Origin of the sequence: Streptomyces sp. NPDC058646, assembly GCF_042716875.1 — a bacterium.
Taxonomy (GTDB): Bacteria; Actinomycetota; Actinomycetes; order Streptomycetales; family Streptomycetaceae; genus Streptomyces.
Genome location: NZ_JBHXRK010000049.1, coordinates 1 through 20,821, shown reverse-complemented (window position 1 = coordinate 20,821; position 20,821 = coordinate 1). Strand labels below are relative to the sequence as shown.

The 20,821-nt window shown below is 69.8% G+C and carries 23 protein-coding genes and 1 pseudogene; 12 read left to right on the top strand and 12 right to left on the bottom strand.

The annotated features are described in order from the left end of the window. The first annotated feature begins 381 nt into the window (after positions 1-381). Entirely contained in the window at positions 382-600 is a 219-nt protein-coding gene (locus tag ACFWUZ_RS34650) for a hypothetical protein (protein ID WP_384381852.1), read from the top strand. Positions 601-864: 264 nt separating this feature from the next. Continuing rightward, the gene (locus ACFWUZ_RS34645; RefSeq protein ID WP_384381850.1) at positions 865-1,056 is read left to right on the top strand and encodes a hypothetical protein; all 192 of its coding nucleotides are present in this window, start codon (positions 865-867) and stop codon (positions 1,054-1,056) included. A 737-nt stretch (positions 1,057-1,793) separates the two neighbouring features. Here the strand turns inward: ACFWUZ_RS34645 and ACFWUZ_RS34640 are convergent. The 3 genes from ACFWUZ_RS34640 to ACFWUZ_RS34630 all read right to left on the bottom strand — a co-directional run bounded on the left by ACFWUZ_RS34640 (position 1,794) and on the right by ACFWUZ_RS34630 (position 3,320). Further along, the gene (locus ACFWUZ_RS34640; RefSeq protein WP_331719018.1) at positions 1,794-1,997 is read right to left on the bottom strand and encodes a cold-shock protein; all 204 of its coding nucleotides are present in this window, start codon (positions 1,995-1,997) and stop codon (positions 1,794-1,796) included. Between the two features lie 238 nt (positions 1,998-2,235). After that, positions 2,236-2,391 (bottom strand): hypothetical protein, encoded by a 156-nt coding sequence (locus tag ACFWUZ_RS34635; protein ID WP_384381848.1) that lies wholly within the window; start codon positions 2,389-2,391, stop codon positions 2,236-2,238. A gap of 659 nt (positions 2,392-3,050) precedes the next feature. Continuing rightward, positions 3,051-3,320 (bottom strand): hypothetical protein, encoded by a 270-nt coding sequence (locus ACFWUZ_RS34630; protein WP_384381846.1) that lies wholly within the window; start codon positions 3,318-3,320, stop codon positions 3,051-3,053. Positions 3,321-4,498: 1,178 nt separating this feature from the next. On the opposite strand from ACFWUZ_RS34630, the gene ACFWUZ_RS34625 reads away from it, so the two are divergent. From ACFWUZ_RS34625 to ACFWUZ_RS34615, 3 genes are all read left to right on the top strand, one after another. After that, positions 4,499-4,813: a hypothetical protein gene (locus ACFWUZ_RS34625; RefSeq protein WP_384381844.1), complete on the top strand. Its 315-nt coding sequence runs from the start codon at positions 4,499-4,501 to the stop codon at positions 4,811-4,813. After that, complete coding sequence (locus tag ACFWUZ_RS34620) at positions 4,806-5,717, top strand: hypothetical protein (RefSeq protein WP_384381842.1); 912 nt, start codon at positions 4,806-4,808, stop codon at positions 5,715-5,717. Before ACFWUZ_RS34625 ends, ACFWUZ_RS34620 begins: the two co-directional genes overlap by 8 nt. Before the next feature lie 699 nt (positions 5,718-6,416). Then, positions 6,417-6,644 carry a hypothetical protein gene (locus tag ACFWUZ_RS34615; RefSeq protein ID WP_384381840.1) on the top strand — a complete coding sequence of 76 codons (228 nt, stop codon included), beginning with the start codon at positions 6,417-6,419 and terminating at the stop codon, positions 6,642-6,644. A gap of 23 nt (positions 6,645-6,667) precedes the next feature. Here the strand turns inward: ACFWUZ_RS34615 and ACFWUZ_RS34610 are convergent, their stop codons facing one another. Then, positions 6,668-7,105 carry a hypothetical protein gene (locus tag ACFWUZ_RS34610; protein ID WP_384381838.1) on the bottom strand — a complete coding sequence of 146 codons (438 nt, stop codon included), beginning with the start codon at positions 7,103-7,105 and terminating at the stop codon, positions 6,668-6,670. A 653-nt stretch (positions 7,106-7,758) separates the two neighbouring features. On the opposite strand from ACFWUZ_RS34610, the gene ACFWUZ_RS34605 reads away from it, so the two are divergent. The 4 genes from ACFWUZ_RS34605 to ACFWUZ_RS34590 all read left to right on the top strand — a co-directional run bounded on the left by ACFWUZ_RS34605 (position 7,759) and on the right by ACFWUZ_RS34590 (position 9,595). After that, complete coding sequence (locus tag ACFWUZ_RS34605) at positions 7,759-7,923, top strand: hypothetical protein (protein ID WP_384381836.1); 165 nt, start codon at positions 7,759-7,761, stop codon at positions 7,921-7,923. A 64-nt stretch (positions 7,924-7,987) separates the two neighbouring features. After that, positions 7,988-8,320: a hypothetical protein gene (locus ACFWUZ_RS34600; RefSeq protein WP_384381834.1), complete on the top strand. Its 333-nt coding sequence runs from the start codon at positions 7,988-7,990 to the stop codon at positions 8,318-8,320. A 22-nt stretch (positions 8,321-8,342) separates the two neighbouring features. Next, positions 8,343-8,501: a hypothetical protein gene (locus ACFWUZ_RS34595; RefSeq protein WP_384381832.1), complete on the top strand. Its 159-nt coding sequence runs from the start codon at positions 8,343-8,345 to the stop codon at positions 8,499-8,501. A gap of 389 nt (positions 8,502-8,890) precedes the next feature. Next, positions 8,891-9,595 (top strand): hypothetical protein, encoded by a 705-nt coding sequence (locus tag ACFWUZ_RS34590; protein ID WP_384381830.1) that lies wholly within the window; start codon positions 8,891-8,893, stop codon positions 9,593-9,595. Positions 9,596-9,653: 58 nt separating this feature from the next. Here ACFWUZ_RS34590 and ACFWUZ_RS34585 read toward each other — a convergent pair whose 3' ends face one another. Next, the gene (locus ACFWUZ_RS34585) at positions 9,654-10,019 is read right to left on the bottom strand and encodes a hypothetical protein (protein ID WP_384381828.1); all 366 of its coding nucleotides are present in this window, start codon (positions 10,017-10,019) and stop codon (positions 9,654-9,656) included. A gap of 545 nt (positions 10,020-10,564) precedes the next feature. After that, positions 10,565-11,641 carry a replication-relaxation family protein gene (locus ACFWUZ_RS34580; RefSeq protein ID WP_384381826.1) on the bottom strand — a complete coding sequence of 359 codons (1,077 nt, stop codon included), beginning with the start codon at positions 11,639-11,641 and terminating at the stop codon, positions 10,565-10,567. A 300-nt stretch (positions 11,642-11,941) separates the two neighbouring features. On the opposite strand from ACFWUZ_RS34580, the gene ACFWUZ_RS34575 reads away from it, so the two are divergent. Next, positions 11,942-12,391: a hypothetical protein gene (locus ACFWUZ_RS34575; protein ID WP_384381824.1), complete on the top strand. Its 450-nt coding sequence runs from the start codon at positions 11,942-11,944 to the stop codon at positions 12,389-12,391. A gap of 466 nt (positions 12,392-12,857) precedes the next feature. Here the strand turns inward: ACFWUZ_RS34575 and ACFWUZ_RS34570 are convergent, their stop codons facing one another. From ACFWUZ_RS34570 to ACFWUZ_RS34545, 6 genes are all read right to left on the bottom strand, one after another. After that, positions 12,858-13,205, bottom strand: coding sequence for a hypothetical protein (locus tag ACFWUZ_RS34570; RefSeq protein ID WP_384381822.1), 348 nt, complete (start codon positions 13,203-13,205; stop codon positions 12,858-12,860). Next, positions 13,202-14,962, bottom strand: coding sequence for a MobF family relaxase (gene mobF, locus ACFWUZ_RS34565; protein WP_384381862.1), 1,761 nt, complete (start codon positions 14,960-14,962; stop codon positions 13,202-13,204). The genes ACFWUZ_RS34570 and mobF overlap by 4 nt, the downstream gene beginning before the upstream one ends. Before the next feature lie 530 nt (positions 14,963-15,492). Next, complete coding sequence (locus ACFWUZ_RS34560; protein WP_384381820.1) at positions 15,493-16,335, bottom strand: hypothetical protein; 843 nt, start codon at positions 16,333-16,335, stop codon at positions 15,493-15,495. Beyond that, entirely contained in the window at positions 16,332-17,261 is a 930-nt protein-coding gene (locus ACFWUZ_RS34555; RefSeq protein ID WP_384115840.1) for a ParA family protein, read from the bottom strand. Before ACFWUZ_RS34555 ends, ACFWUZ_RS34560 begins: the two co-directional genes overlap by 4 nt. 674 nt (positions 17,262-17,935) lie before the next feature. Further along, positions 17,936-18,355, bottom strand: coding sequence for a hypothetical protein (locus tag ACFWUZ_RS34550; protein ID WP_384381818.1), 420 nt, complete (start codon positions 18,353-18,355; stop codon positions 17,936-17,938). Positions 18,356-19,045: 690 nt separating this feature from the next. Next, positions 19,046-20,092: a nucleoside hydrolase gene (locus ACFWUZ_RS34545; protein ID WP_384381816.1), complete on the bottom strand. Its 1,047-nt coding sequence runs from the start codon at positions 20,090-20,092 to the stop codon at positions 19,046-19,048. Between the two features lie 286 nt (positions 20,093-20,378). Between ACFWUZ_RS34545 and ACFWUZ_RS34540 the strand changes: the two are divergent. Beyond that, positions 20,379-20,486, top strand: a pseudogene (locus ACFWUZ_RS34540) (IS5/IS1182 family transposase); the annotation flags it as partial. Between the two features lie 59 nt (positions 20,487-20,545). Continuing rightward, on the top strand, positions 20,546-20,821 hold a 276-nt coding region (locus ACFWUZ_RS34535; RefSeq protein ID WP_384381814.1), incomplete at its 3' end, for a transposase.

Below are 20,821 nucleotides of genomic sequence, written 5' to 3'. Positions count from 1 at the left end.
GCCGGTGGTGTGCAAGCGGCGACCACATCCACCCCAACGACGCCGGCTACCAGCGCATGGCCGAAGCCATCCCCCTCACCAGACTCTGACAAGCAACGCCCCGGTCGCAGCCATGAACAGGCGGCACCGTCAGGGGTGCGGTGATCCGGCGCTGTCGCTTACGGGGGCACCGTCGTCCGGGGCTGCTGAGCGGGGGAAGAAGAGGTCTTCGAGCGCGTCTGCAACGAAGAGGAAGACGATCATCACGGCCGGTAGAAGCAGGGCAAGCAGGATCACAGAACCTCCCAGCAGGTCGGTCTGCGGGCTTCGCGGCCCAGCTCTCAGGATGGGGCCGAATGGCGGAACGCGCACGGTGACCGGTCCCGGCCGCTGCCGGGAGCCGTGCTCGATGTGCTGGAGCACGGCTTCGGCTGGGTCGGACACGTGCAGCTGGTCACCGGACGGGCCAGCGACATCGACAAGGCCGCGGCCGCCATCGAGGACGCATATGACCTGCTGCCCGGGTCGGTCGTGGTCGACTCCGGCAGCAGCGGTGCGGAAATCTGGGTCTACGAGCGGCCCTCCGCCGCCCGGCACCACCGGCGCCACCCTCAGGACTGATGGCCGCCACGGACGTATGGGTGGAGCTGCACAGCGAGGCCCTGGGCGTGCGGATGGTGCGCGCCGACACTGTCAAGCAGGTGTGGTGGGCTGCGAAGCAGCCCGCGTTTCTCACCCTCGCCCTCCAGGGTGGGCGGAGGCCCGCCAGGACGACGCCAGCGCTGGCAGCGTTTTGCGTCGGTCCAAGGCCCACGCTGCGGCCGGGCTCAGCCCGAACTGGATCATCCACGACGGCACCTTCCACCTGGTCACCGGTCGAACTGGATGCTGACCGACCAGGTCACCTGGCGGGAAATCAGCAACGCCGCCGACCTGGCGCTGGTCGGCGGATACCGTGTGCTCGCCGAATGGCACTGCGTCGCCGCCGCCCAGCGCCCCATGCCCGGACGGCAAGGTCAAGACCGGGTGCGGGAAGGTGCAGCTGCAGTGGGACACCCCGCGCCGCATGGACGGTGAAGCCTCCGGGTGGACCAGCTACGACGGCGACGTCGCCAGCGTCACCGTCGGCATTTCTTCGGCCCCGCGGCATCAGCCTCCTGAACTTGCCGGGCTGACCCACCTTTCCGCGGCGCGGAAAGGGTGAGCCGCCGGATTCGGCTGCGGAGCTGGCCTGCAACAACGCGTGGTGTCCGATTTGAGGGGCTCCCACCTCCGGCAGTACCTCCGGTCCCCTCCGGTGCAACCCTCTGCGCGGGCCGCGGCAGGCACGGCGCGGGCCAGACCGGGTTCCAGCGCCAGGCCGTCCACGCGGCGGCGTCCGCAAGCGGCTGGGAACGGTCAGCGAGCATCGCGAGCACCTGGCCGACATCGTCGGCAACCTGCACAGCAGCCTCATCGGCTCGTACCGTCTGCCCTCATTCCCCAGTACTTGCTGGACAATCGAGGGTTGGTGAAGGCCCGCAAGAGGCTTCGAGCTGTGCAACATGCTGACTGACGCGCGGGCCGAGGAGCTCCCGCTGGAGCGTCACCGCAGGACCCCGTACGCCGCGGGCACTGCTGATGGGGGTCACGGCCGGTGCCCTGCGGAAGCCCATCGGACACGGATAAGGGCCGCGCGTAGTTGCGCAGCCCTCATCGCGTGCGTGTCGGTTTCCGCCGAGGCCCCGGGCAGGCTTCCGTTGTTCGGGACGGGCGCTACAGGCTGCCCGGGGAAGCCAAGCTGATTGCGGTGCCCGCAGGCCGTTCGGGGAAGGTCAGGCCAGGCTGATGTTCTCCGCTTGGGGGCCCTTCTGGCCCTGGGTGACGTCGAACGTCACGGTCTGGCCTTCCTGGAGTTCGCGGAAGCCCGAGGAGTTGATCGCGGAGTAGTGGGCGAAGACGTCCGGGCCGCCACCGTCCTGGGCGATGAAGCCGAAGCCCTTCTCCGCGTTGAACCACTTCACAGTTCCCGTAGCCATGTCTCATGCCTTCCAGTCGATGAACGCCTCCCGCTCCCTGCGGAAGGCGGAGGTGATCGCCCTGGTTCCTGCGGCACAGCACAGCAAAACGCCCACGCCAAGGCGTGGGCAGAGGGAACTTCCGAACCACGACAGCTGGCTCAGACGCTACACGCCCGCACACCCTGTCACCACAGGAAACGGCGCGTACGCCACATGGGGGCGCGGGACCCGCCGGCACCCGGCGGATGCCTCCATCTCAGGCCGCGGCCGCCGTGTCCACCGCTGCGGCCGCGGCCCGCCGGTACTCGACGTTGGCGAACCGGTCTTGCACCAGCGACCCGCGCCAGGTCTGCAACAACACCCCGACGTCCGGGCCGGCCGAGGTGAACAGCAGCGGCGTGCGGGCCGCCACCCGATGAGGATTCCAGCCCTCGCCAGCTCCCGGCGGGGGCCGGCGCCCCCACCTGACCCAAGTCCACGTCGGAGGACTCCATCTTTCCACCGAGGCGGGCCAGGAAACCGGCGCCTCCACGGCACGGGCCTGGTCGGCAGCGAACGGGCAGGTCAGCCGGCCTCGCGGCTGACCGGCTGCTCCGCCGCGGCGTCGTTGTTCAGGGGCTTTACGCCAGCGGGCTTCGCAGAAGGACTCGGCCCTACCGACCGACTCGTCGATGAGCTGGTCGTACAGCCCCTTCGTTGGCTGAGGCTCAGCCGCCCTCGACGGACTCGGCCTCGGTCACGTTGTCACTGGTCATCGATGCATCTTCCTTGAGCAGGAGTTACACCGAACGATGTCCAGTCCCCGACCCTCGTCAAGGAGCGTCGCCGGACCAGTCCCGGCGGCGCCGATCGCCGGGGCACGGCTCGAGAACGCGCCGCGGGTGGAGGACGACCCGCAGAAGCTCTTCCGGAGGCGTGCCTGCATGGGCTGAGCGCCCGGCTGGGCGAGGACGTCGACGCGCTGGACAGCTACCTGCCGCCGCAGGTGGACAGGCTGGCCAGGAAGGTCGCCGAGGTGCTGGAGGAACCGCAGCCAGCCCCCGCGTGACCTCACTCTCTACCGCCGCTTTACTACGCCGCGTTCAGCAGCCAGAAACGGGTAATGCGCAGATTGCCGGGGTTTTTGCGCGCCTTCACCAGTGTCCGGATTGCCGGGGTTTTAATGCGCGCGGCAATGTACGGAATGGATTGCCGGGGTTTTTCGGCGATATCAGCCGCCTTTTCGGCCTGGCGTGCTTGACGAGGAGTGCTGACGGAAAGGCCTACTGGGGTGCGGAATTGGATGGCGCACCAGCCTGCCGCGTCGGGCTCTTCGGGCCACGGCTCGCGAAGCGATGTCACCGCCGACGACGAGGCGCTTGGCCGTGGCCGTCTCCGCGGCCTTCCCTGGACCCAGAGCCTGCATCACCCCGGATGCGGGCTTCCCGCGGATCCCAGGGATGTTCCGGAGCCGCGCCAACGCCATCGGCCCGGGGAGGCAGAGGTGAGGGCCGGCGAGACCTCCGAGGTGCAGTCATTCAGCGCATGGTGTCGGCTGCCGGCGAGGTGCTCTGCCCTAACCCTCTGGTGTGCAGGGTGGCCAACACGGCTCATGGACGACTCGGAACGGCTCCGCACCCGAACGAGGGGAGACGACGGTGACGAACTTCTCCCCTGGCCGTGCCGGCGCCGCGGCTGCCGGACGAGACAACCGGACGGCGTCTACATGGAGGGACAGGACGTGCTTGAAGCGTTGGTGGCGCCTCAGTTCGAGGGCGTCCACATGCCAGAGTCGGCCGGTCCCGGATGACGTCAGTGCAGTGCAACTTGTGCCTACTGCGGCAGAAATCAGCACGATCCAGAGGAGGATGCCTCCCACAGCTGGTCCTTTCAAAGGCTGAGGTTCAAGGGGATGCGCAGGGCCGGACCCTGGCGACCCTCGGCATAACGCGGAGGCATATGTGGAGTTGTGCCCTCTCCTCCGATTGCAGCCATGCGCAGCAATCTGCCGGCGTCGGCATCTCGATCTATTTACCGATGATCAGTCGGTGGCGGCGGTGGCCAAAGGAGGGTTGGCAGGTGACCCGGCGGACCACAGGCCGAGGATCGGCGCGCTTCCGTGGGGCTACGGGGCCGTCCGCTAGGCGGGATGCAGGTCAACGGAGCCGGCGATGGGGGCTCAACGCTGAGGGGGCAGACAGGGATGACGGCCTGCGGCAAAAGCCGGCGATATACGTGGACAATCCCGCCGTGCATGAGAGCCGCCGCCGCGGGTGCGCGGCACGCAGCAGGGCCGTCGCATCGGAGCATGCGCGTGGCTGCCCGGCCGGTGCGGGACGGGGTGAAGGGTCCGTCGCGCTACTTGCGTCGGCCGCAGCTGCTCGTCTTCCGAGTCGCGGCGTGGCGGCGCGAAAAAGGGGCGCGGCTACTGCCCTCCTGGTTGGTATGGAAAACCGATAGGCCGGCGTCAACACTCATTCGTCGACCACCATCACCCGGATGGCACACACCCAGACCGACACGGAGAGCGTTTATGGAATATGGCAACAGTAAAGCTCCCCGTCTTCCTCCGCAGGACTGCGGAGGAAGACGGACAGGGAGGCAGCTTCCACTCCGGTGCAACCCGGATCGGGAAGTGGATGTTCACTCCGCCCTCCACCGACTTTGGCGAGACCCGGAACGCAACGCTGCGACACGAAGATCTGGAAATCGATCTTCGGTACTCCTCCCCGATCTTTGAGGACTTCCTCCACACGATGAGCGTGATCCAGGTCGAGTTCGGCAGGCGGTTGGGGAACACGCCGGCGTCCGCAACGGCTGTCGACGAGTACTCGGGTGGCAGCTCCCGTGTATGAGTCGTACGGGTACCCGGACATCCACGGTGTCCACCCCCAGCCGGAAACCTCCGCGTTCTGGGACCGGCCAGAGAACGTACAGCACACCTACGCCGGGCAACCGCTCGGCGATCCCGGTGAGGTACATCCGTCGTGGGATCCGGTGGAGGAGCTCGCCATCCTTCTCCAGGAGAGCGCTGCGCCCGGGCAACCAGAGCCCTTCACCCCAGTCGGCTTCGACGACACCGGGGTCACCGGTGACACGGTCAGCACCCTCGGCCTCGTTGCAGGGCTGAAGCACACCCCTACCGGGCGGCCGCCCACACAAGCCTCCAGCGGGCACCGCCGGAACCCGTCGAAGCCGCCGGCAGTGACCCTGCTGCAAACGGGCAGTGTGTTCACCGCCGTGCTGGTCGGTGCCATCGCCACTGCGGTGAGCATCCTCAGTGGGCTCGCCATCTGCGACGCCCTGCGCCACAGCGCCGGACCCCACACGGCCCGCGCAGTGGTCAGCTGGTGGCCCCTGCTGATCTACGGCCCCTGGATGGTCGCCTCCCTGTCCATCCTCAGATCCGCTCTGCACCAGCGCCGCGCGCTCCATTCCTGGTCCATCGTTTTGTTGTTCTCCACCCTGGCCACGCTTCTGTGCGTAGCCCAGGCACCCAAAACGATCGCCGCCGGGGCGGCGTCTGCTCTTCCTGCCGTCGCGGCGCTGGCCTGCTTCCAGCAGCTGGTCCGCCAGATCACACTCACGCGACCGCCTCGCCAAGCCGCTCCGCGACACCGAAACCCGACGCCCTCTGTGTCCATTCCGCTCAGGCAGACGGCCGCAGCCAGACGCAGCCCGGCCAGTGTCCCTCCCGGCTACCCTGCGGCAGACAACAGAGCTGTCCACTCTCCGTCCCACAGTCACAAATTCGGGTAAGACGCATAACGGCCGTACGTGTGGGGCAGTGCCACTCGTGCCAGTCAATGTCACGGTCCCAGGCTCGGGCAATGGGTTTGGGTTACTCGAGTCCGTACCGTCAGCGGAGTCTGACTGGCCGACAGTCTTGCCGCCGGCGAGATCGGCCCGCCGTCCAAGCGCGGGGAGTGCAAATCCCGGGCGAGCGTCCCAGCGGAAACGGCACTGTCGGACGACGACGCAAGAGGGTCGAGCATCCCATGGGCGGCGACCGCGAAGCACAAAGGCGGTAGCAGCCGCTAACTCCCTGGCCAACCCGGTCCTTCCCACACGTCAAAGGGGTGCTCGCCTGCACCTTTGAAACGAAGATCGAAACCGATAGTCACGGGCCGTGCGCAGACTCAGACCCACGGTCTACCCACCCGTGCCCCATCCGAGCCTGGGGCTACCCACCGCGATGCGCCTCGGACCGCACCCCGGCACCCAGGCGTCCGGTCACTGCGGCACATCCGCGCGGCGTGCCGTGGGGAATGGTGGTCCTGCCCGGGCAAGGCGGGCCACTGCCGTCGGCATCTGCAGCGTGCGTGCTGGCCAGGGCCAGCGCACCGGGCAAAGACCACCCCACGGCGACCGAGTACACAATGCGCTCCGGCGCCTCATCCCCCGCGCTTACCACAAGAGGTCAGCAACATGGTGTACGAGTTGTCCCACGCTGAACGAATGCAGTACAAGCGGCGCCAGGACGCCGCCTACCAGGCCGGCGAAGAGGCTGTCACCAACCTCCAGGCGGCGCTCGCGCTCGCAGACCTGACCCTTCCCTCCCTGAGCAACGGCGGGCCGGTGGCCGGCCACGGCTTCGTCCGGCTCGGGGGATGCAACGCGGACTTCGCCAACCGGCTCGCCGAAGTCATCGCCGCAGGTGCCGCGGCTCTGCAGTATCAACGGTGAATCGGCAGGGCACTGGGGCCTTCTCAGCCGGGGCTGAGGCCGCTCGCGCGGGCGATGCCATCCAGTTCGGCGGTGATGGACATCTGCTCGTTGTGCCGGCAGGCCACCGCGTCACGGACAGCCCTCGACGCGGCAGTGTCGTGCTCGGCGCCGCCCTCCAGCACCGCCCACCCCGATGTGCCATCGGGCCCCGGGACCTCCACGAGGCGGTGATCCATACCCCCCGTGATCATGACCGCCAACACGGTCAGGTACTCCCGCCGCAGATCACTGGACAGGAAGCCGTCGCCCGGCACCGTCAAAGAAGCGGACCGCCCCTCTGACAGCAGTCCGCACGTCGCCTGCACAGCTCTCACCAGGGCCTGGAACTGCTGCGGAGACATTTGAGCCCGCAGTGTTTCCAGGTACACGCCAAGGACGTCGAACTCATCACCATCGCCTTGGCCGTCGTTCACGTTCATGCCTCCAACCCTCCCCAGGCCCCTGCCGCCTACACCCGGCGCACGCAGCACACCCCAGAGGCGAGCGCTCCCTCTGTGCCATGCCATCTCCCCTCAAGCCAAGATCCAGGGGGCTCGGCAGGGCAGCGACCGCACCGTGCCGACGGGCCTCCCCCGTGCCCGAGAGAGACGGGATTTCCGTTCAGCCAGGTACCTGGACACGTTTGAAGGAGCTCTATGCCACAGCGCTCGTTCGAGACGGGCCGCCCCACCGGCGGAGCGGCCCGCTCTGAGGTTTTCCCCAGCCGTGACGGCTCCGGTAGGCACGGCGCGTGCCCCGGCCTCGGACCACCCCGCCGAACCAAGCCACCAAAGGTCATCCGGCCGGCGTCTCCAGCGCACCAGGATCCGTAGCGTTCGGGGCAGCGGTGTCAGGCGGGCGCAAGAATCGTTTAAGGATCGTGACCGCTGATCAGCGAAAGTTCTTGCCTCATGTCCTGGGGCAGGGCCGGCTCATGCCCGGTTCCCTCATTCCCACGCAGATCCGGCCGTACGCTGCCGGATCCGGTCGGCATGCCCGCCGCGGCGGCCCCGAAGACGTCGCAGATCAATCCGCGCCCCTGTATGCGCGGCTCGCAGCGGAGTGGACTGCCCGCGGCGCCGCGGTGCCCGGTATGCCCGATCCCCTCTGGCAGCGCCTGATCTCCGCAGAGCACTTCGAGCAGGAAACCGAATCCACCCTGCGCCGGCTCCACCTCGCTGCGGACCCGACCCCACCCTTGTACCCGCCGGACCCGGACGCCGACGAATCACGTGAACCACCCACCCGGCACCAGTGAGCCTGCAACCACCCGCGGGCGTTCTAGGCAGCGTCCGGCCCACGGGTCCGTTGAGCCGAATGGTGTGAACGACCAGGACTGGCACTACCCGTGGCCGCTGGACCGGCAGCGGCACCACCGCATCCTCGCGGACCTGGTCGACGCCGACGGCATCCTGCCCGACATCGCATCCGGCGTGCTGATGGACGGCGACGACATCGGCAAGTGGCTCCAGCAGCAGAAGCAGCCGGCCACCTGGCACGGCTCCTGCCTGAGCAGCAGGAGCGACTGTCCACGCTGGCCGTACAGCCGCTTGAGGCGCCGTCTCCCGTCCCCGCGACCGGTCGTACGGCAAAGGGTCCGAGCAAGGCGCAACAGGCGTTCCAACGGGGCCTGGCGGCGCTCGCGCAGTGGGTGAAACGAGGGGCGCGGACCGGCCGGTGCCCAGGGGCCACGGCGAGGAAATCGCGGTCGGCGGCGAGGCGGAGCCGGTGGTCGTGAAGCTGGGTGTGTGGGTCTCGAACACCAAGTCGCGGCGCGACAAGCTCACCGCCGAGCAGCTGGGCGCGCTGCGGGAGCTGGGCGTGGACTGGGCGTGACACGTCACGTCACTCGTCGTTGAGCTGGGAGGTCGGATAGACCTCTCCCCTCGGCTATCGCGAGGTAAGAGGTGTCGTTTTCCGAAGGGGGCTTGCCCAGGGCATCTGACCTGCACGAATGGAAGATCACCAGCTTCGGGGGGTCCCACCTCCGGTCACACCTGCGGTCCCCCGCCTAGTGCACCCCTGCAGGCAACTGTCCAGCCCCCTTCCGGTGCAACCTTCATGCGGGTCGGGGTGCAGCCGCCGGCCACCCGTTCCGGGGAGGCTTGCCCAGGTGCGCTGAACGGGTGGAGGCCGGACCTGTGGCGTGCCTGAGCCGCGGGGCAGCGGTTGTGGGTTCAGCGGACCGATCGGCCCGTGCACGGATCACGTCTGCGAGGCAGAGCATGGGACGACACAAGCTGCACAAGCCGCGCGCGCCGCGCGGTGAGGGCGGGCAGCCGACGGAGTGGTTCGGCACCGCGTTCCACTCCGTCCTGGGGATGCTGCACCTGGACGTCCGCCGGTCCGGCAACGGCATCCTCATCACCTCCTCCCCCGCCGAGATCGACGGGGCCCCGGCCTCGTGGCAGCTGCGCCTGCGCAACGACGACAGCAGCCAGGGCCTGACCGAGATGGGCGCCGCCCTGAAGGCCGGGCGCGGGCACGTCTACAGCGTGAGCGACGAGCCTGGCGCCAAGACCGTCCTGGCGTTCCTCCCGAGCCACCGCCACGAAGGCGTCGGCACACTGGCCCGGGTCCGCACCAGTGAAGGCCCGGACGGTGACGTGGTCTTCGAGCGGTCCGCGGAGCGGCCGATGGGGCTGTGGGCCGAGGCCGGGGAGAACCTCCTGCGGATCGTCCCGCAGCTCGGCCCGGACGCGCCTTTGGCGGACGGAGTCGACGACTGCATGCCGTGCCCGGGCTGCTACCGGCCCGTCTACGAGAGCTCGTCCTCGCACACCCTCATCGGCGCCGGACCGATGCCGGTGATCGGGCTGTGCAGGCTGTGCGCCGACGGCAGCACGCTCCGCTCGCTGCGCCAGGCCGACGTCCCCGTCGACCCTCAGCAGCACGCCGTCCTCGAGACCGTGGCCGCCGCCATGGCGTAACCGAGCCCCCTGGGCAAGCCCCGGCTTGCCCAGGGTCGCCTTGGGCTTGCCCAGTCGCTCAGGCTTGCCCGGGTGCCGGCTCCCACAGCGGGCGGGCAAGCCCGGTGCCGTCGCAGTGGAAGCACCGGCCGCCCCCGGGCGTGCCGCGGGCCGCGATGGTGCCGACGGCCTGGCGCAGGAGCCGGGTGAGGCCGTCGACGTGGGCCGGGTGCAGGGCGAGTTCGTGGCGCTTGCCGACCAGGACCTCCAGTGCGACCCCGGGCCCGGTGTAGCCCAGTTCCGTGGTGACGCCGTGGGTGACCGTGCGGATGAGGTCGTGGAGGTGGCCCATCGTCTCCATCCCGGACAGCTCCACCCGTACGGTGAAGAGGACATCGTCCGGCTTGGTGAGGGACAGCAGCGCCTCCGGTCGCTCGAACGGCACGAGGCGGCCGACCGGGTCGCGGTGTGTGGCATGAAGGCGCGCCAGGGCCAGCCACATGTCGCCCGCATCGCTCTGCCCGAACCCCGGGTTCTCCTGCTTGTTTCGTCTCCTGACTCCGGTGTACGACCGGCTAGGAGGCGTCGGCCGGCTCCGGGCCTCCGCATCCCAGACGGTGACGCCCCGACCTCAGGAGCCATCCCGTCACGCGATCCGGACGCTGGGCAAGCCCTCCGTACGAGGGCTTGCCCAGCAGAAGCCGTGACCGATCGGCAAGTCCGGCTGTGACCGATCCGTCTCCCGTGATCGGTCAAACAGCACGTCAGCGCCGTGACCGGTCCATGCAACTCCCGCCGAGGCGGTGACCGGTCATCGGTCACCCCGTCATCGGTCAGCCGGGCCCTCGCCGGGAAGCTCAGGGATGGCCGTGACCGACGCCGCCCGGCCAGCCAGGGTGGGCAAGCCTCTGTTCGGGGCGGCTTGCCCAGGCTTCCCTTGGGCTTGCCCAGCAGCCGCGGCACAGCCGCGCCGCCGACCCGCTGCCACGTTCAGCGTGGTGCCGGCAGCGCGGCCAGACGCCGACGGTTCTCACCCTGGCCGACAACGCGCCACACCGGCCGCTCAGGCCCCTGCTCGGTCAGCAGGGACAGGGACGTCGTCGCCACGGTGATCCGCCAGTTCGGCCGGGCACGGTCGTGGAAGGCGGCCTCCCTCGTGTCTGGGGCCGCGCGGCGCCGGGCCGGGGCGAAGACGAACAGCACCGGCGGGAAGGGCCGCTCCAACGACGGCCCGGCGTAGGTCTCCTGCCAGTGGGAGCGCGGAGCGCGGGCGGCGTTGCCGCGCCCGGACGCAGGTGCGTTGCGGTAGGCGTCGTAGCGCTCCAGCTTGGCGAGCAGGCGGGCGTAGGACATCGTGCGGTCGATCTCCACGAACGCGCTGGAACCGCTCGCCAGGAGCACCACGCCGTCGGGCAGGAGGTTGCCGGCCGGAGTGGGATGGGCGACTTCCACCCGCCAGTCGGCGTGGTCGGCCACTCCGGCGTGGTGAAAGGCGATGACGGCGTCGACCAGGGCAAGGCCGTGCTCCCGCAGACCCGTCTTGCTGGCGGCGATGCGCTTCCCGGTCGTCCGGCCGACCGGCGACGCAAGCTCACCGGAGGCGGCGGCTTCGGCTAGCCCCGCCGGGGTGCAATACCAGTAGCTCTGCTGGGCACGGTTGGTCCGGCCGACCAGGGCCGGGGATTCGGCGAGCAGGTTGCGCAGCGCCCGCCGGACGTGGTCGGTGTCCTGCTGATGCGGCAGCAGCAGCTCCTTGAGCTGGCGGGGCGTGGCCAGGCGCAGCTGAGCGAGGGTGAGCAGAACCTCGCCGCGGATCTCCGCTCCGGCCTTCGCCGCCGCTGTCTTCCGGGCCCGGGACGCTTCTCCAGGTACATGTGTACTGGGAGAAGAGGAGTTGCAACCGGCCGTGGCAGGCGCATCAGGGGTCTGATCAGCGACAACCGTCAGACGGCGGCTGGGAGCTACAGGACTGGGAGCGGGGCTCGCTGCAGGGCTCGGAGCGGGGCTCGCCGTCGCAGCGGTGTCCGCCGGGGCCGGCGGCATGTGCGGGGTGGGGGCGGTGGTCATCGCTTCCTCGGGATTCTCCGGCCGCACGCGGCCGGATCGGTGGCAGGTCCGGCCCGCACGCGTGAGGCGTACGGGCCGGGGCCACCGTGAGGAAGCACCCCTTGACCAACGTCTGTTCTGACTCGCTAGTCCAGTTCCGGTATGCACCTTGACACCCCTTGCAGTCCCACTTTGTCCGTGACCGACGTCACGGGCAGCGCCCCGGCCTGGAGCGCGGACTCTGTCCACAGGCCCGCGCTCTGAAGATCGCTTCTGAGGCCGCCGCGATCGACGGGGCGGCCCGTACGTGAGGAGCCGTCCATGTTCCAGAACCCCACCGTGCCGCTCGCCCCGATGACGCCGGACGCGGTGCTCAGCGCCTTCAGCTACCTCCGGGCCGTGGAGGCCGGCGACACCGAAGCGGCCGCCGGGTTCGCCGGCGCCGATCCTCGGATGCCCGCACTGCTCGTGGACGCGGCGGAGCGGATCATCGTCCCGGTCACCGCTCTGTGCGGCATCGACCCGGACCCGTGCGACGACTCCTTTGCCCTGGAGGCCGTCGGGCAGGTCCTCGTGGCCACCCTGCGCGGCTGGGCGCAGGCCGGGCCGGACGCGGTGGAAGGAATCGCCCGCGCGGTCATCGCCTTCGTTCGGCAGGTCCTCACCGAGGAAGAGTGCGGTGAGACCGTCGCTGACGTCCTGCGCCAGATGGAAGCTGTCGGCTTCGGCCAGGCCCTCGATGCGCACCCGGTACGCCCGACCACCGCGTAGTACGCACCCGGGACGGTGGTGACGTGCACCGTGCGCATCGGATGCGCACCACCACCGGGCAGGTCCACCGCACCGTGCGCACCACCGCACCGCACCATGAGCATCCGGCGCGGCCGGCCCTCTATCACACACCCCCTTGACCACGGCCTGATCGGTGCCCGGAACGTGCTTTGGCAAGGAGAAACGTGCCGGGGTCTACCTGGTCAAGGGGTGCCGACGCGCGCCAGGCCGCACCTGGTCAAGGGGTCGGCCGACGGTGCGCGCACCGGGGCGTTGGCAGACATCGCGGTGCGCACCAGAGTGGAGTCCACTCGATGGCGTCCACTCTGGTGGGGCCCATCGGGTGGGCTCCACTCAGTGGGCTCTACCCGGCCCCACCCGGTGGAGTCCATCGGGTGGGCTCCATCGAATGAACTTCCACTCGATGGACTTCCACTCTCGATGGGGTGGACGATGTCCGGCATCATCACCATAGCCAGGCGTTGGAGTGCCGCACTCGGGACAGGGCACGCGCGTCGCGGCGCGCGGCCGCGTTGCCGATCCGGTTCTGCCGGGACCGGGGCCGGCGCGACTGCCCGGCGACGAGGCGGCGTTTCCCGGCGTCCTGGAGTCGGCGCCGCTGCTTGCGCAGTTCCGCCTTCTTCGCCGCCTTCGACTTCGGCGTCCGGGGCCGCTTCCAGACCGGCTGCCACCCCAGGGGCTCGTCGGGCTCGGGCTCCTGCTCCTCGTTGAGCGCGGCGGCCATCTTCGCGCGAGCCGCGTGGGCGCGGGCGAGGGCATCGTCGAGGTTGGGTCGTTCCTCTGGGGTGTTCACGCGACTCCTCCTGGGGTCCGGCCCGGTGTGTGCTGGGTGCCGGGCTGCTGGGTGTGCGGCGGCGGGGCCATCGCCGGGGCAGGCTGCGGTCGGGGGCCATGGGTGACTGCGCGCTCCCGCTTGCCGTCCTGGAGCTTGGCGGCCAGCCGGGTGGCGGCTTCGAAGGTCCGGCGGGTCTGCTCCACCGTGTCGATGCCGGTCTCCTGCTTCAGGAGGCGGCCGTCCTTCCGGCCGGTGCGGAACGGCCGCGGGCGCGAACTGGAGGCGGCGGGCACGGCGACGGCGCCCGGCCGGGCCCGGGAGCCCAGGCGCTCCGCACGGCGCACCGCGTGGACCCGGGCGGCCAGGGCGTCGGCGGCGAGGCGGGCCCGCTCGTACGGCGGGGCGGTCCGCTTGCGCGTCAGCGGGCGCAGCACGGCCTGGTCCTCGATGTCGCGCGGGTACAGGGCGCGCAGGTCGGCGGTCATCATCCGGCGGCTGGCCGGGCGGGTGTAGTCGTCGACGACCGCCTGCACGATCTGTTCGTCCAGGCCCGCCTGGTGGGGCTGGCCGCGCAGGACGTAGGAGAGGTAGCGGCGGGCTTCGGCGAGCAGGTGGTGGCGCTTGAACGCGCCGCGCATCACGTACACCACGGCGACGACATCGACGGCCGCGGGCGCTATGTCGACCACCGCCCGCACCCGCGCCCACACCGCCGCCGCTGCTGCCCTCGCCCGCTCCGCGAGCCGGTCGACGACGTCGGCGCCGTAGGCCCGGATCGCTGAGGTGCGCCATCGCTCGCGCAGCTCGGTCAGCGACAGCAGCTCCGTGCGCTTGGGCGGGCGGGTCTGGTCGGCGGCCTGGCAGGCCAGCGTGTAGGAGGCCCGCTCCCCCGGCGCGTGCCCCTGGCGTTCCTCGTACTTGGCCATCAGGACGGGCAGCGCGTCCTCGATCTGCTGGCGGCGGGTCGACTGCCAGCCGATGAGCCGCCGGTCGATGCCCGCGATGTCCATGACGGGCCGGCGGCCGGGCGTCACCTCGCGCGGCTCCCACGCCCACCCGAGCCGGGCGGACACCTCCTCCATGAAGTACAGGGTGTAGAGGGTGTCGGCCGCAACGATGTGGGCCAGCGTCGAGTCCGCCGACAAGTTGCCCCACGTTCCCTTCTCGTCCGGCCGCCGGGCGCAAATCGAGACCAGCGCATGATCGTGGAGAAGGGGCTTGGACTCCGCAGCTCTGGACTCGTAGTGCCGGAAGACCGCGACGATCAGCCCGTCCCGGACACCGGCCCGGTGCTTGCCGCCGCCTTTCCAGCGGATCTGCGCGACCGCATCCTCCATCGATGCCAGCGTCTTGTCCCGGGCGATGTCCTGGCACAGCTCCAGCACCAGACGGGTCTCGTAGTCACCCAGCGCCCACGGGGTTTGTGCCGTCGGCGGGGGCCGGAACACCAGGTGCATGCCGAGCCAGGGGATGCGCTCCTTGGCCTTGTCGGTCTCGGGCGAGCGGTTGTGCTCGATGGGCCGGCCCAGCACGGTCGCCCGCCGGGCGCGGGGCGGGCTCTCGCCCTGCTCCAGGAGCTCGCGCTCCATCCGGTCGGCGTCCGGGTGTCGGCCCTCCCCCAGGAGCAGCTCGGCCTGCCGCTCGGTCACCACGTCCCCGGCCGTCAGGCCGACCGCGGCCAGGCCCCGGCCCTTCCAGATCCCGGGCGGGACACCGGCCTCGTCCTGGGCGGCGCGCAGCGACGTACCCGCAGCACGGTGGCCGTCGCCGACCATCACGCCGCGGAAGAGATAGCGCCCGTCTCCCGGACGGATCTTCGTTTGGCTGATCACCGGCCCATGGAACACCGGGCTTGACCTGCACAAAAGCGTGATCCGGGGTCCTTCCCGCCGGGCGGGAGCCCATCACCAAGTCTTTACCGTGGCGCCCGCCAGGCGGGCCGCCGCAGCAGCCCGAGACGGCAAGCCGGCGGTATGCGCCCATGGAGATCACACGAGACGGAATCGTCTGCGCCCTGTGCCGCACGACCACCCGGGAGCAGGTGTACCTGGTCCTCAGTGCGCCAGTCCTCCTTCCCTCAGCGGGAAGTGATCAATGACCGCTGGTGCCCGGCCAGCTGCCACCTGCTCCACCCCGCCCGGTGGCGGGAGGTGAATGCCGCCACTCCGCAGCGACCTCTGACGAAGCCGTGCGAATGCTGCGCCACATCCGCCTCGCCCACTACGGAAGCTGTCGGCAACCGAATCCAGCGCGTTCGATTCATTCGAACAGTTCCTTCCAAATTTGGAAGGAACGGCATTGCCTACTACTGGCCTGCCGGCCGATCGCGATCCTTTGCCCAGCGGACCAGTGCTTGGTAGACCCGGGTGTCGTTGGGGTCTGCGAAGGCTTCGGCGAGGGTGCGGTTCAGCTCACGTCGGGGGATGCGGCCTCGCTTGAGGTCGTCCGCCAACTGTCGGGCCCTGCGGCTGACGGCCTGCCGGAGCGCCGCGTCGGCTGGCTCGTCGTCGCTCTGATCCTGGTCAGGTTCAGTGAGCGCCTTCTCGGCTTGCTCACGGATCTGTTCGGTGGGGTCGCCGTCGTTCTGCGGGCCAGGCAGCTCGCGAACGACTTCGGTGATGGCCTTGGCTGTGACCTTGGGGAGGGCCTCGCGAAGCAGTCCGTGCAGGGTGGCCGCCGCTTCGACGCCGTACTGCTCCACGATGGGGAGCAGGGCTTCGACGTGGGAGCGGGTGAGTTTGGGGACGTCGGGCAGGAGGCGGGCCGCAAGGGGCCAGCCGCGCCGCATCCGACTGGAGTCGGCCAGCGTGACGTCCCAGTCCTCCAGCAGGGCCTCGAAGGTGGGGTACTCCGCCCGGTACAGGTGCCGGTTCGCCACGGCATCCAGCGCCTTGCCGGTCATCCAGTAAGACGCGTGGTGAGAGCGGATCACGCTCTCGCAGACCGCGAGGTCCTTGCGCTCCGCGTCGGTGAGTGGCTGGTCGGAGCTGGCGGCGATGGACGGATCCGGGAGGGTTTCCAGCGTGAGGGCGGCAGGATCGACGGCGGCCGTGGTCTTGCGAGCCAGTCCAGCGAGCCCTTGGGAGCGTCGGGGGCGCTCGTTGAGGCCGAAGCGTTCAGCGGTAGTCTCGGAGTCGGTCGTTGTCATGCTGCGTCACCTTCGGCGGCCCGGGTCAAGATTTCTCGGGCGAGCGTAGCGAAGTCTTCCGCAACGGAGGCGGAGGTGGCGGACACGACGGTGCCGGCGGCGGCGCGGCCTGCTCGGAGGTCCCAGAACTTGGGGTTGCTTGCGGCTGCTTCTTCCAGTTCGTGGATCAGGCGGCCGTGGCTTCGGGCGTCCTGGCCGACCGCTTCGGCGTAGCGGACGATCGTGTCGAAGAGGTAGGCGTCGGCACCGAGTTCTTCGGCGATCCAGCCGCGGGCGTTGCGGTGGATCTGCTTGGAGGCGCTGCCGGTGGCGTAGAGGACGACCCCGAGCAGCTCGAGGTCGGGGTTCACGCTGCGGCGTACGAGCTGGACCTGTCGGGAGATGCTGCCGAGGCCGTCGTTGATGCTCGCTTTGTCGGAGCGGGTCGGCGCGACCATCCAGCGGGCGGCGGACAGGGCCAGCTGCTGCAGCGGCGGGTTTTCGGGGGCGCTGTCGAGGACGACCAGGTCGTAGGAGCGCGCGATGGGGGACAGGCACACGGCCAGGGCCAAGGCTTGTCGGTGCTGCTGCATGCGGAAGGTCGCCGCGAGCATGTCGGGAGCGGCGCCGATGTGCTGGCCGCCAACGATGACGTCTAGGCCGGTGCGCACGTCGCGGACCGGTTCCAGCGCCTTGCCGGTGCGCAGGGCCTCGTAGAAGGCGGCGCCTTCGTCGTCGGCCGCGGTTCCCCGGTATCCCAGGTCCCGGCCGACGTTGCCCTGCCCGTTGACGTCGACCAGGAGGACGTTGCCTCCGTCGGCGGCGACCAAGCCGGCGAGGTTGGATGCGAGCGTGGTCTTGCCGACGCCGCCCTTGCCGTTGGCGATGACGTAGGTGTTGCTCAACGCTTCCCGGTCGATCGGCGGGGTCTCGTCGTCATCGAGCATGGACGTCTACTCCTGTCGGATACGGGGTGATGCTGCCCCGCATCGTGCCACGGCCGCGCTGTATCACCGCTGTCCGCCCTGAAAACACGAAAGGCCCGCACCCCTCTGGAGAGGGGATGCGGGCCTGGACGGATCACTCGTGCGTGTCAGGCTGCCCAGCTGGCGGGCGCGCCTTCGTCGGGGTTGGGGATGTCGGCGGCGGTCACCAGGGCGGCAGGGTGGCGCATGGCGGTTACGGGGACGGCGCCGGGTTCATCGGCCGGCACCTACACCATCCGCCAGGTGTCGTCCCACTCGCATCCGCAGCCGTGGTCCGGGTGGGGGTGCCGTAAGAAGAGGCCGTGGGTGTGGACGGCGCGCGGGATGCGGGGGATGAGGACCGCCGGGTCGTCGCCTGGGTAGAGGTGCAGGTTTCGCCATCCGTGGATCCGAGCCATGTACGCGGCGGCGGCCTCGATGATGTCGGCCCACCTGTGATGTCCGAGCGCAAGGAACGCGACCGGGTAGAGGTGCGTGCTCCTCGGTGGCGTCGTCGATCCCGGTGACGTACAGGTCGCGGTGGACGACGAAGCCGTTCTCTCCCGCCTCGTCGCCGGGCGTCCAGAGCTGTTCGACGGGGTGCGGGGTGCCGTCGTCGTCCTCGCTGGTCTCGATCTCGTACGGGGCCGTGGTGGTCATGCGCTCGCTCCGGTGCTGCTGTCGGCCGCCTTGAGGACGCGCGGCAGGTGGACGTGGAGGTGTTCGACGTCGACCTGGCGGCCGCGGTCGCGGAGTTCGTGGGCAAGCAGTTCGGTGAGACCAGATGCCCTGTGCCTACCTCCTGCACAGCCGATCGCAATGCGGCGGGGGCCGGCGGGCAGGTCGGCGTAGTCGGCGAGGTTGGCGAGGAGCTCGCGGGCGCCGGGGGTGTTGAGGATGACGTCCTGGACGCGGGGGTGGAAGCCGTCGAGGTCGAGGATGTCGCGGGCGGCGGCCGGGTCACGAAGCCGGTCGCGGACGTCCTCGATGCGGTCGGCCGCGGGCGGGACGGGGGAGCCGTCCGGGCCGGTGGGCAGGTGCAGGTAGCCGAACGAGATCAGGCGGATCGGGTGCAAGGGGTTCTCCTTCTCGGTGGTGAAGGACAAGGAACGCCAGAGCGCCGCGCCCGGCCTTCCGGCTCAGGTGCGGCGCTCTGGCGTCTGGCACGGGCTATCGGTTGGTGGTGCCGGTGACCGACCAGGTAGACGACCAGCGGGTCCGGGCGAAAGGCGGTTTTACGCAGGAAGGTCGGGGCGATCAGCTCGTCGAAGGTCCAGCGGTGTTGGTCTGGGCTGAGTCGGTGGTAGCCGGTGCCCGGCGGGCCGGGGAGAGGGTGCGCGATGCGGCGGACCGGCTCGGCGGCTGCAGCCGCCCGCTCGGCATCGCGGGAGACGGCCAGGCGGCGGTCCGTGGGCAGGCGCTCGTCGTGGACCAGGATCTCCGCGCGTACCAGGCCCCGGCGGAAGACGCGAGATCGGGGCGCGCTCCAGGTTGTGGTCTGGACCGTGTGCTGCAGAACGACACCGGCCGCTGCATCGTCTGCTCGCGTGTCTGCCAACAGTGCGGCCATCCGGTCCGGTCCGCGAACAGCGAGCTGTGCCGGGACTGCCGCAACAAGGCCGAGAGGCTCGCGGCCCAACAAACGTGTCCGCGCTGCGGCAAGCCGGGCTATCTGCGCGAGAACACCGGGTGGTGCGGACCCTGTTCCCACCCGGGCTCGCCGAAGAAGCCGCCGCGGGCCTGCCGCCCGGAGATGCTCGCCTCGGCTACTCGGCTACTCGGTTCCTGGTGCCCCGGAAGCCCTCGAGGCTTGTCAGCGTCCGGGTGAGCCAGCTCATGAACGCGTCGTACTCGGCACTGATGCTCCACCGCAGCAGTGCGCCGGCGTCGTCGGTGCTGGTGCGCCCGATGCTGTCCATCACGATCCGTACGTGGGCGGAGTCAACGAAGGGCAGATCGAGGGCTGCACTCAGCGTGAGGGCGTCGTGCTGCATGCTGCCGGGGTAGAACCGGCTGAACCACGCGTCCAGGTGTGCTGAAAGAAGGGATGCCCAGGGCGGGGCATCGGGCGCGCTCAACCAGGCATACAGCGGGCTCTCAGCCGTCACCTCGATGCTGGGGGTGAAGGTGACTTCGGAGGCGACGAATTCGGGCGTGGGTAGCACCCCCGATGCGACCGCCGCGAGAACCTGGCGAGCCGCCAGCACGTCAAGCCGGACATTGTGCTCGGCGCTATCCGGGTTGCGGTAGCGCAGGGCCCCGCCCATCTGCGTCACCCTCAGGCGTGTCGCCAACTCCGGTACCTGAGCGAGTACCTGCCCAAGGTTGGACAGCGGCGCCATCCCTACCCAGCGCACGGGTCCGTCGGTGGAATCAAGGACCTTGCGCACCGCGGCGACGACGTCCGAGGGCTGATTCGGCACCGACTGCGGGACCAGGGACTCGATGACGATGTACGGGGTCGCGCCCAGCTCGGCACCCGCGACCGTCGCCACGTCCTGCCGGTCCAAAAGATCCAGCAGATGGCGGGCGAATCTGGCGCGCTGACCACCGGACTCATCCCCGGTCACTACCAACTGGAGCTCCGGTGAACACCGGGCCGCAGCCGCGACGGCCAGCGCGTCGTCGGCGTCTCCACCGATATCGGTGTCGATGATCAGCGGAGTGTGGCGCAGATCCTCAGGCCAGGGATTCGAGCGCAGTGCATCGGCCATCTCAGCCAGCCCGCTCCCCGGAACGGCCCGACCCAGAGCCGTTACGGCCTGCCAGTGGCGGCGTAGATCACTGACCGTCTCCTTGCTGGCGTCTCCCATCGGGAACGCTCCTTCCTCGTAGTGGTGATCAGCATGCCGCAGCGCGCATGGGCGGGTCGCGGTCGTTCTGGAAGCCGCCCCGAGCGGGACGGTAAAGGGCATGGGCGTAGCCATGGGGTTTCAGCTGATGACGCGAAGGCGTCGGGATCGGGCAGGTGGTGGGTTGCCCGGGTCGGGCCAGTCGTCGGCCGACAGGCCGTAGGACGGCGGCTCCCAGCGGGCCGGGGCATAGCGGCGGTACACCGTTTCCCACGGCGCCTTGAAGTACGCGGGCCGCAGCCCGCCCGCCTGGCTCGCGGGCTGCCGACGCCTCCACCGCCGCTACGAACGCAAAGCCGAGCACTTTCTCGCCTTCATCGGCATCGCCTGCACCCTCATCTGCTTTCGAAGACTGGCCAAAGGAGATGACGTCTTAGACCGTGTCCTATGTCGCGAGGCGTCGTTGAGCTTCGTATGGGGCGGGGTACGTGGAGTTGGATTGTTCCGGACGGGTTGTGGGAGATCGCGGAGCCGCTGATCCCGCCGTCGAAGGTGCGGCCGCAGGGTGGCGGAACACAGGACACGCCTGATGAGACACTGTTCGCCGCGATCATCTACGTGCTGGTCAGCGGCTGCGCCTGGCGGGCACTGCCGTCCTGCTTCGGCATATCCAAGTCGACAGCCCACCGCCGGTTCCTGATCTGGTCGAGAGCCGGAGTCTGGGGCCGGCTGCACGAGGAGATCCTGCAC

Coding starts and splice junctions, on each gene's coding strand:
- ACFWUZ_RS34645 (WP_384381850.1), top strand. CDS start 865: ATGCTGACCGACCAGGTCACCTGGCGGGAAATCAGCAACGCCGCCGAC.
- ACFWUZ_RS34640 (WP_331719018.1), bottom strand. CDS start 1,997: ATGGCTACGGGAACTGTGAAGTGGTTCAACGCGGAGAAGGGCTTCGGC.
- ACFWUZ_RS34625 (WP_384381844.1), top strand. CDS start 4,499: ATGGCAACAGTAAAGCTCCCCGTCTTCCTCCGCAGGACTGCGGAGGAA.
- ACFWUZ_RS34615 (WP_384381840.1), top strand. CDS start 6,417: ATGCAGTACAAGCGGCGCCAGGACGCCGCCTACCAGGCCGGCGAAGAG.
- ACFWUZ_RS34610 (WP_384381838.1), bottom strand. CDS start 7,105: ATGAACGTGAACGACGGCCAAGGCGATGGTGATGAGTTCGACGTCCTT.
- ACFWUZ_RS34605 (WP_384381836.1), top strand. CDS start 7,759: ATGCCCGATCCCCTCTGGCAGCGCCTGATCTCCGCAGAGCACTTCGAG.
- ACFWUZ_RS34590 (WP_384381830.1), top strand. CDS start 8,891: ATGGGACGACACAAGCTGCACAAGCCGCGCGCGCCGCGCGGTGAGGGC.
- ACFWUZ_RS34580 (WP_384381826.1), bottom strand. CDS start 11,641: ATGACCACCGCCCCCACCCCGCACATGCCGCCGGCCCCGGCGGACACC.
- ACFWUZ_RS34575 (WP_384381824.1), top strand. CDS start 11,942: ATGTTCCAGAACCCCACCGTGCCGCTCGCCCCGATGACGCCGGACGCG.
- mobF (WP_384381862.1), bottom strand. CDS start 14,962: ATGGTCGGCGACGGCCACCGTGCTGCGGGTACGTCGCTGCGCGCCGCC.
- ACFWUZ_RS34560 (WP_384381820.1), bottom strand. CDS start 16,335: ATGACAACGACCGACTCCGAGACTACCGCTGAACGCTTCGGCCTCAAC.
- ACFWUZ_RS34555 (WP_384115840.1), bottom strand. CDS start 17,261: ATGCTCGATGACGACGAGACCCCGCCGATCGACCGGGAAGCGTTGAGC.
- ACFWUZ_RS34545 (WP_384381816.1), bottom strand. CDS start 20,092: ATGGGAGACGCCAGCAAGGAGACGGTCAGTGATCTACGCCGCCACTGG.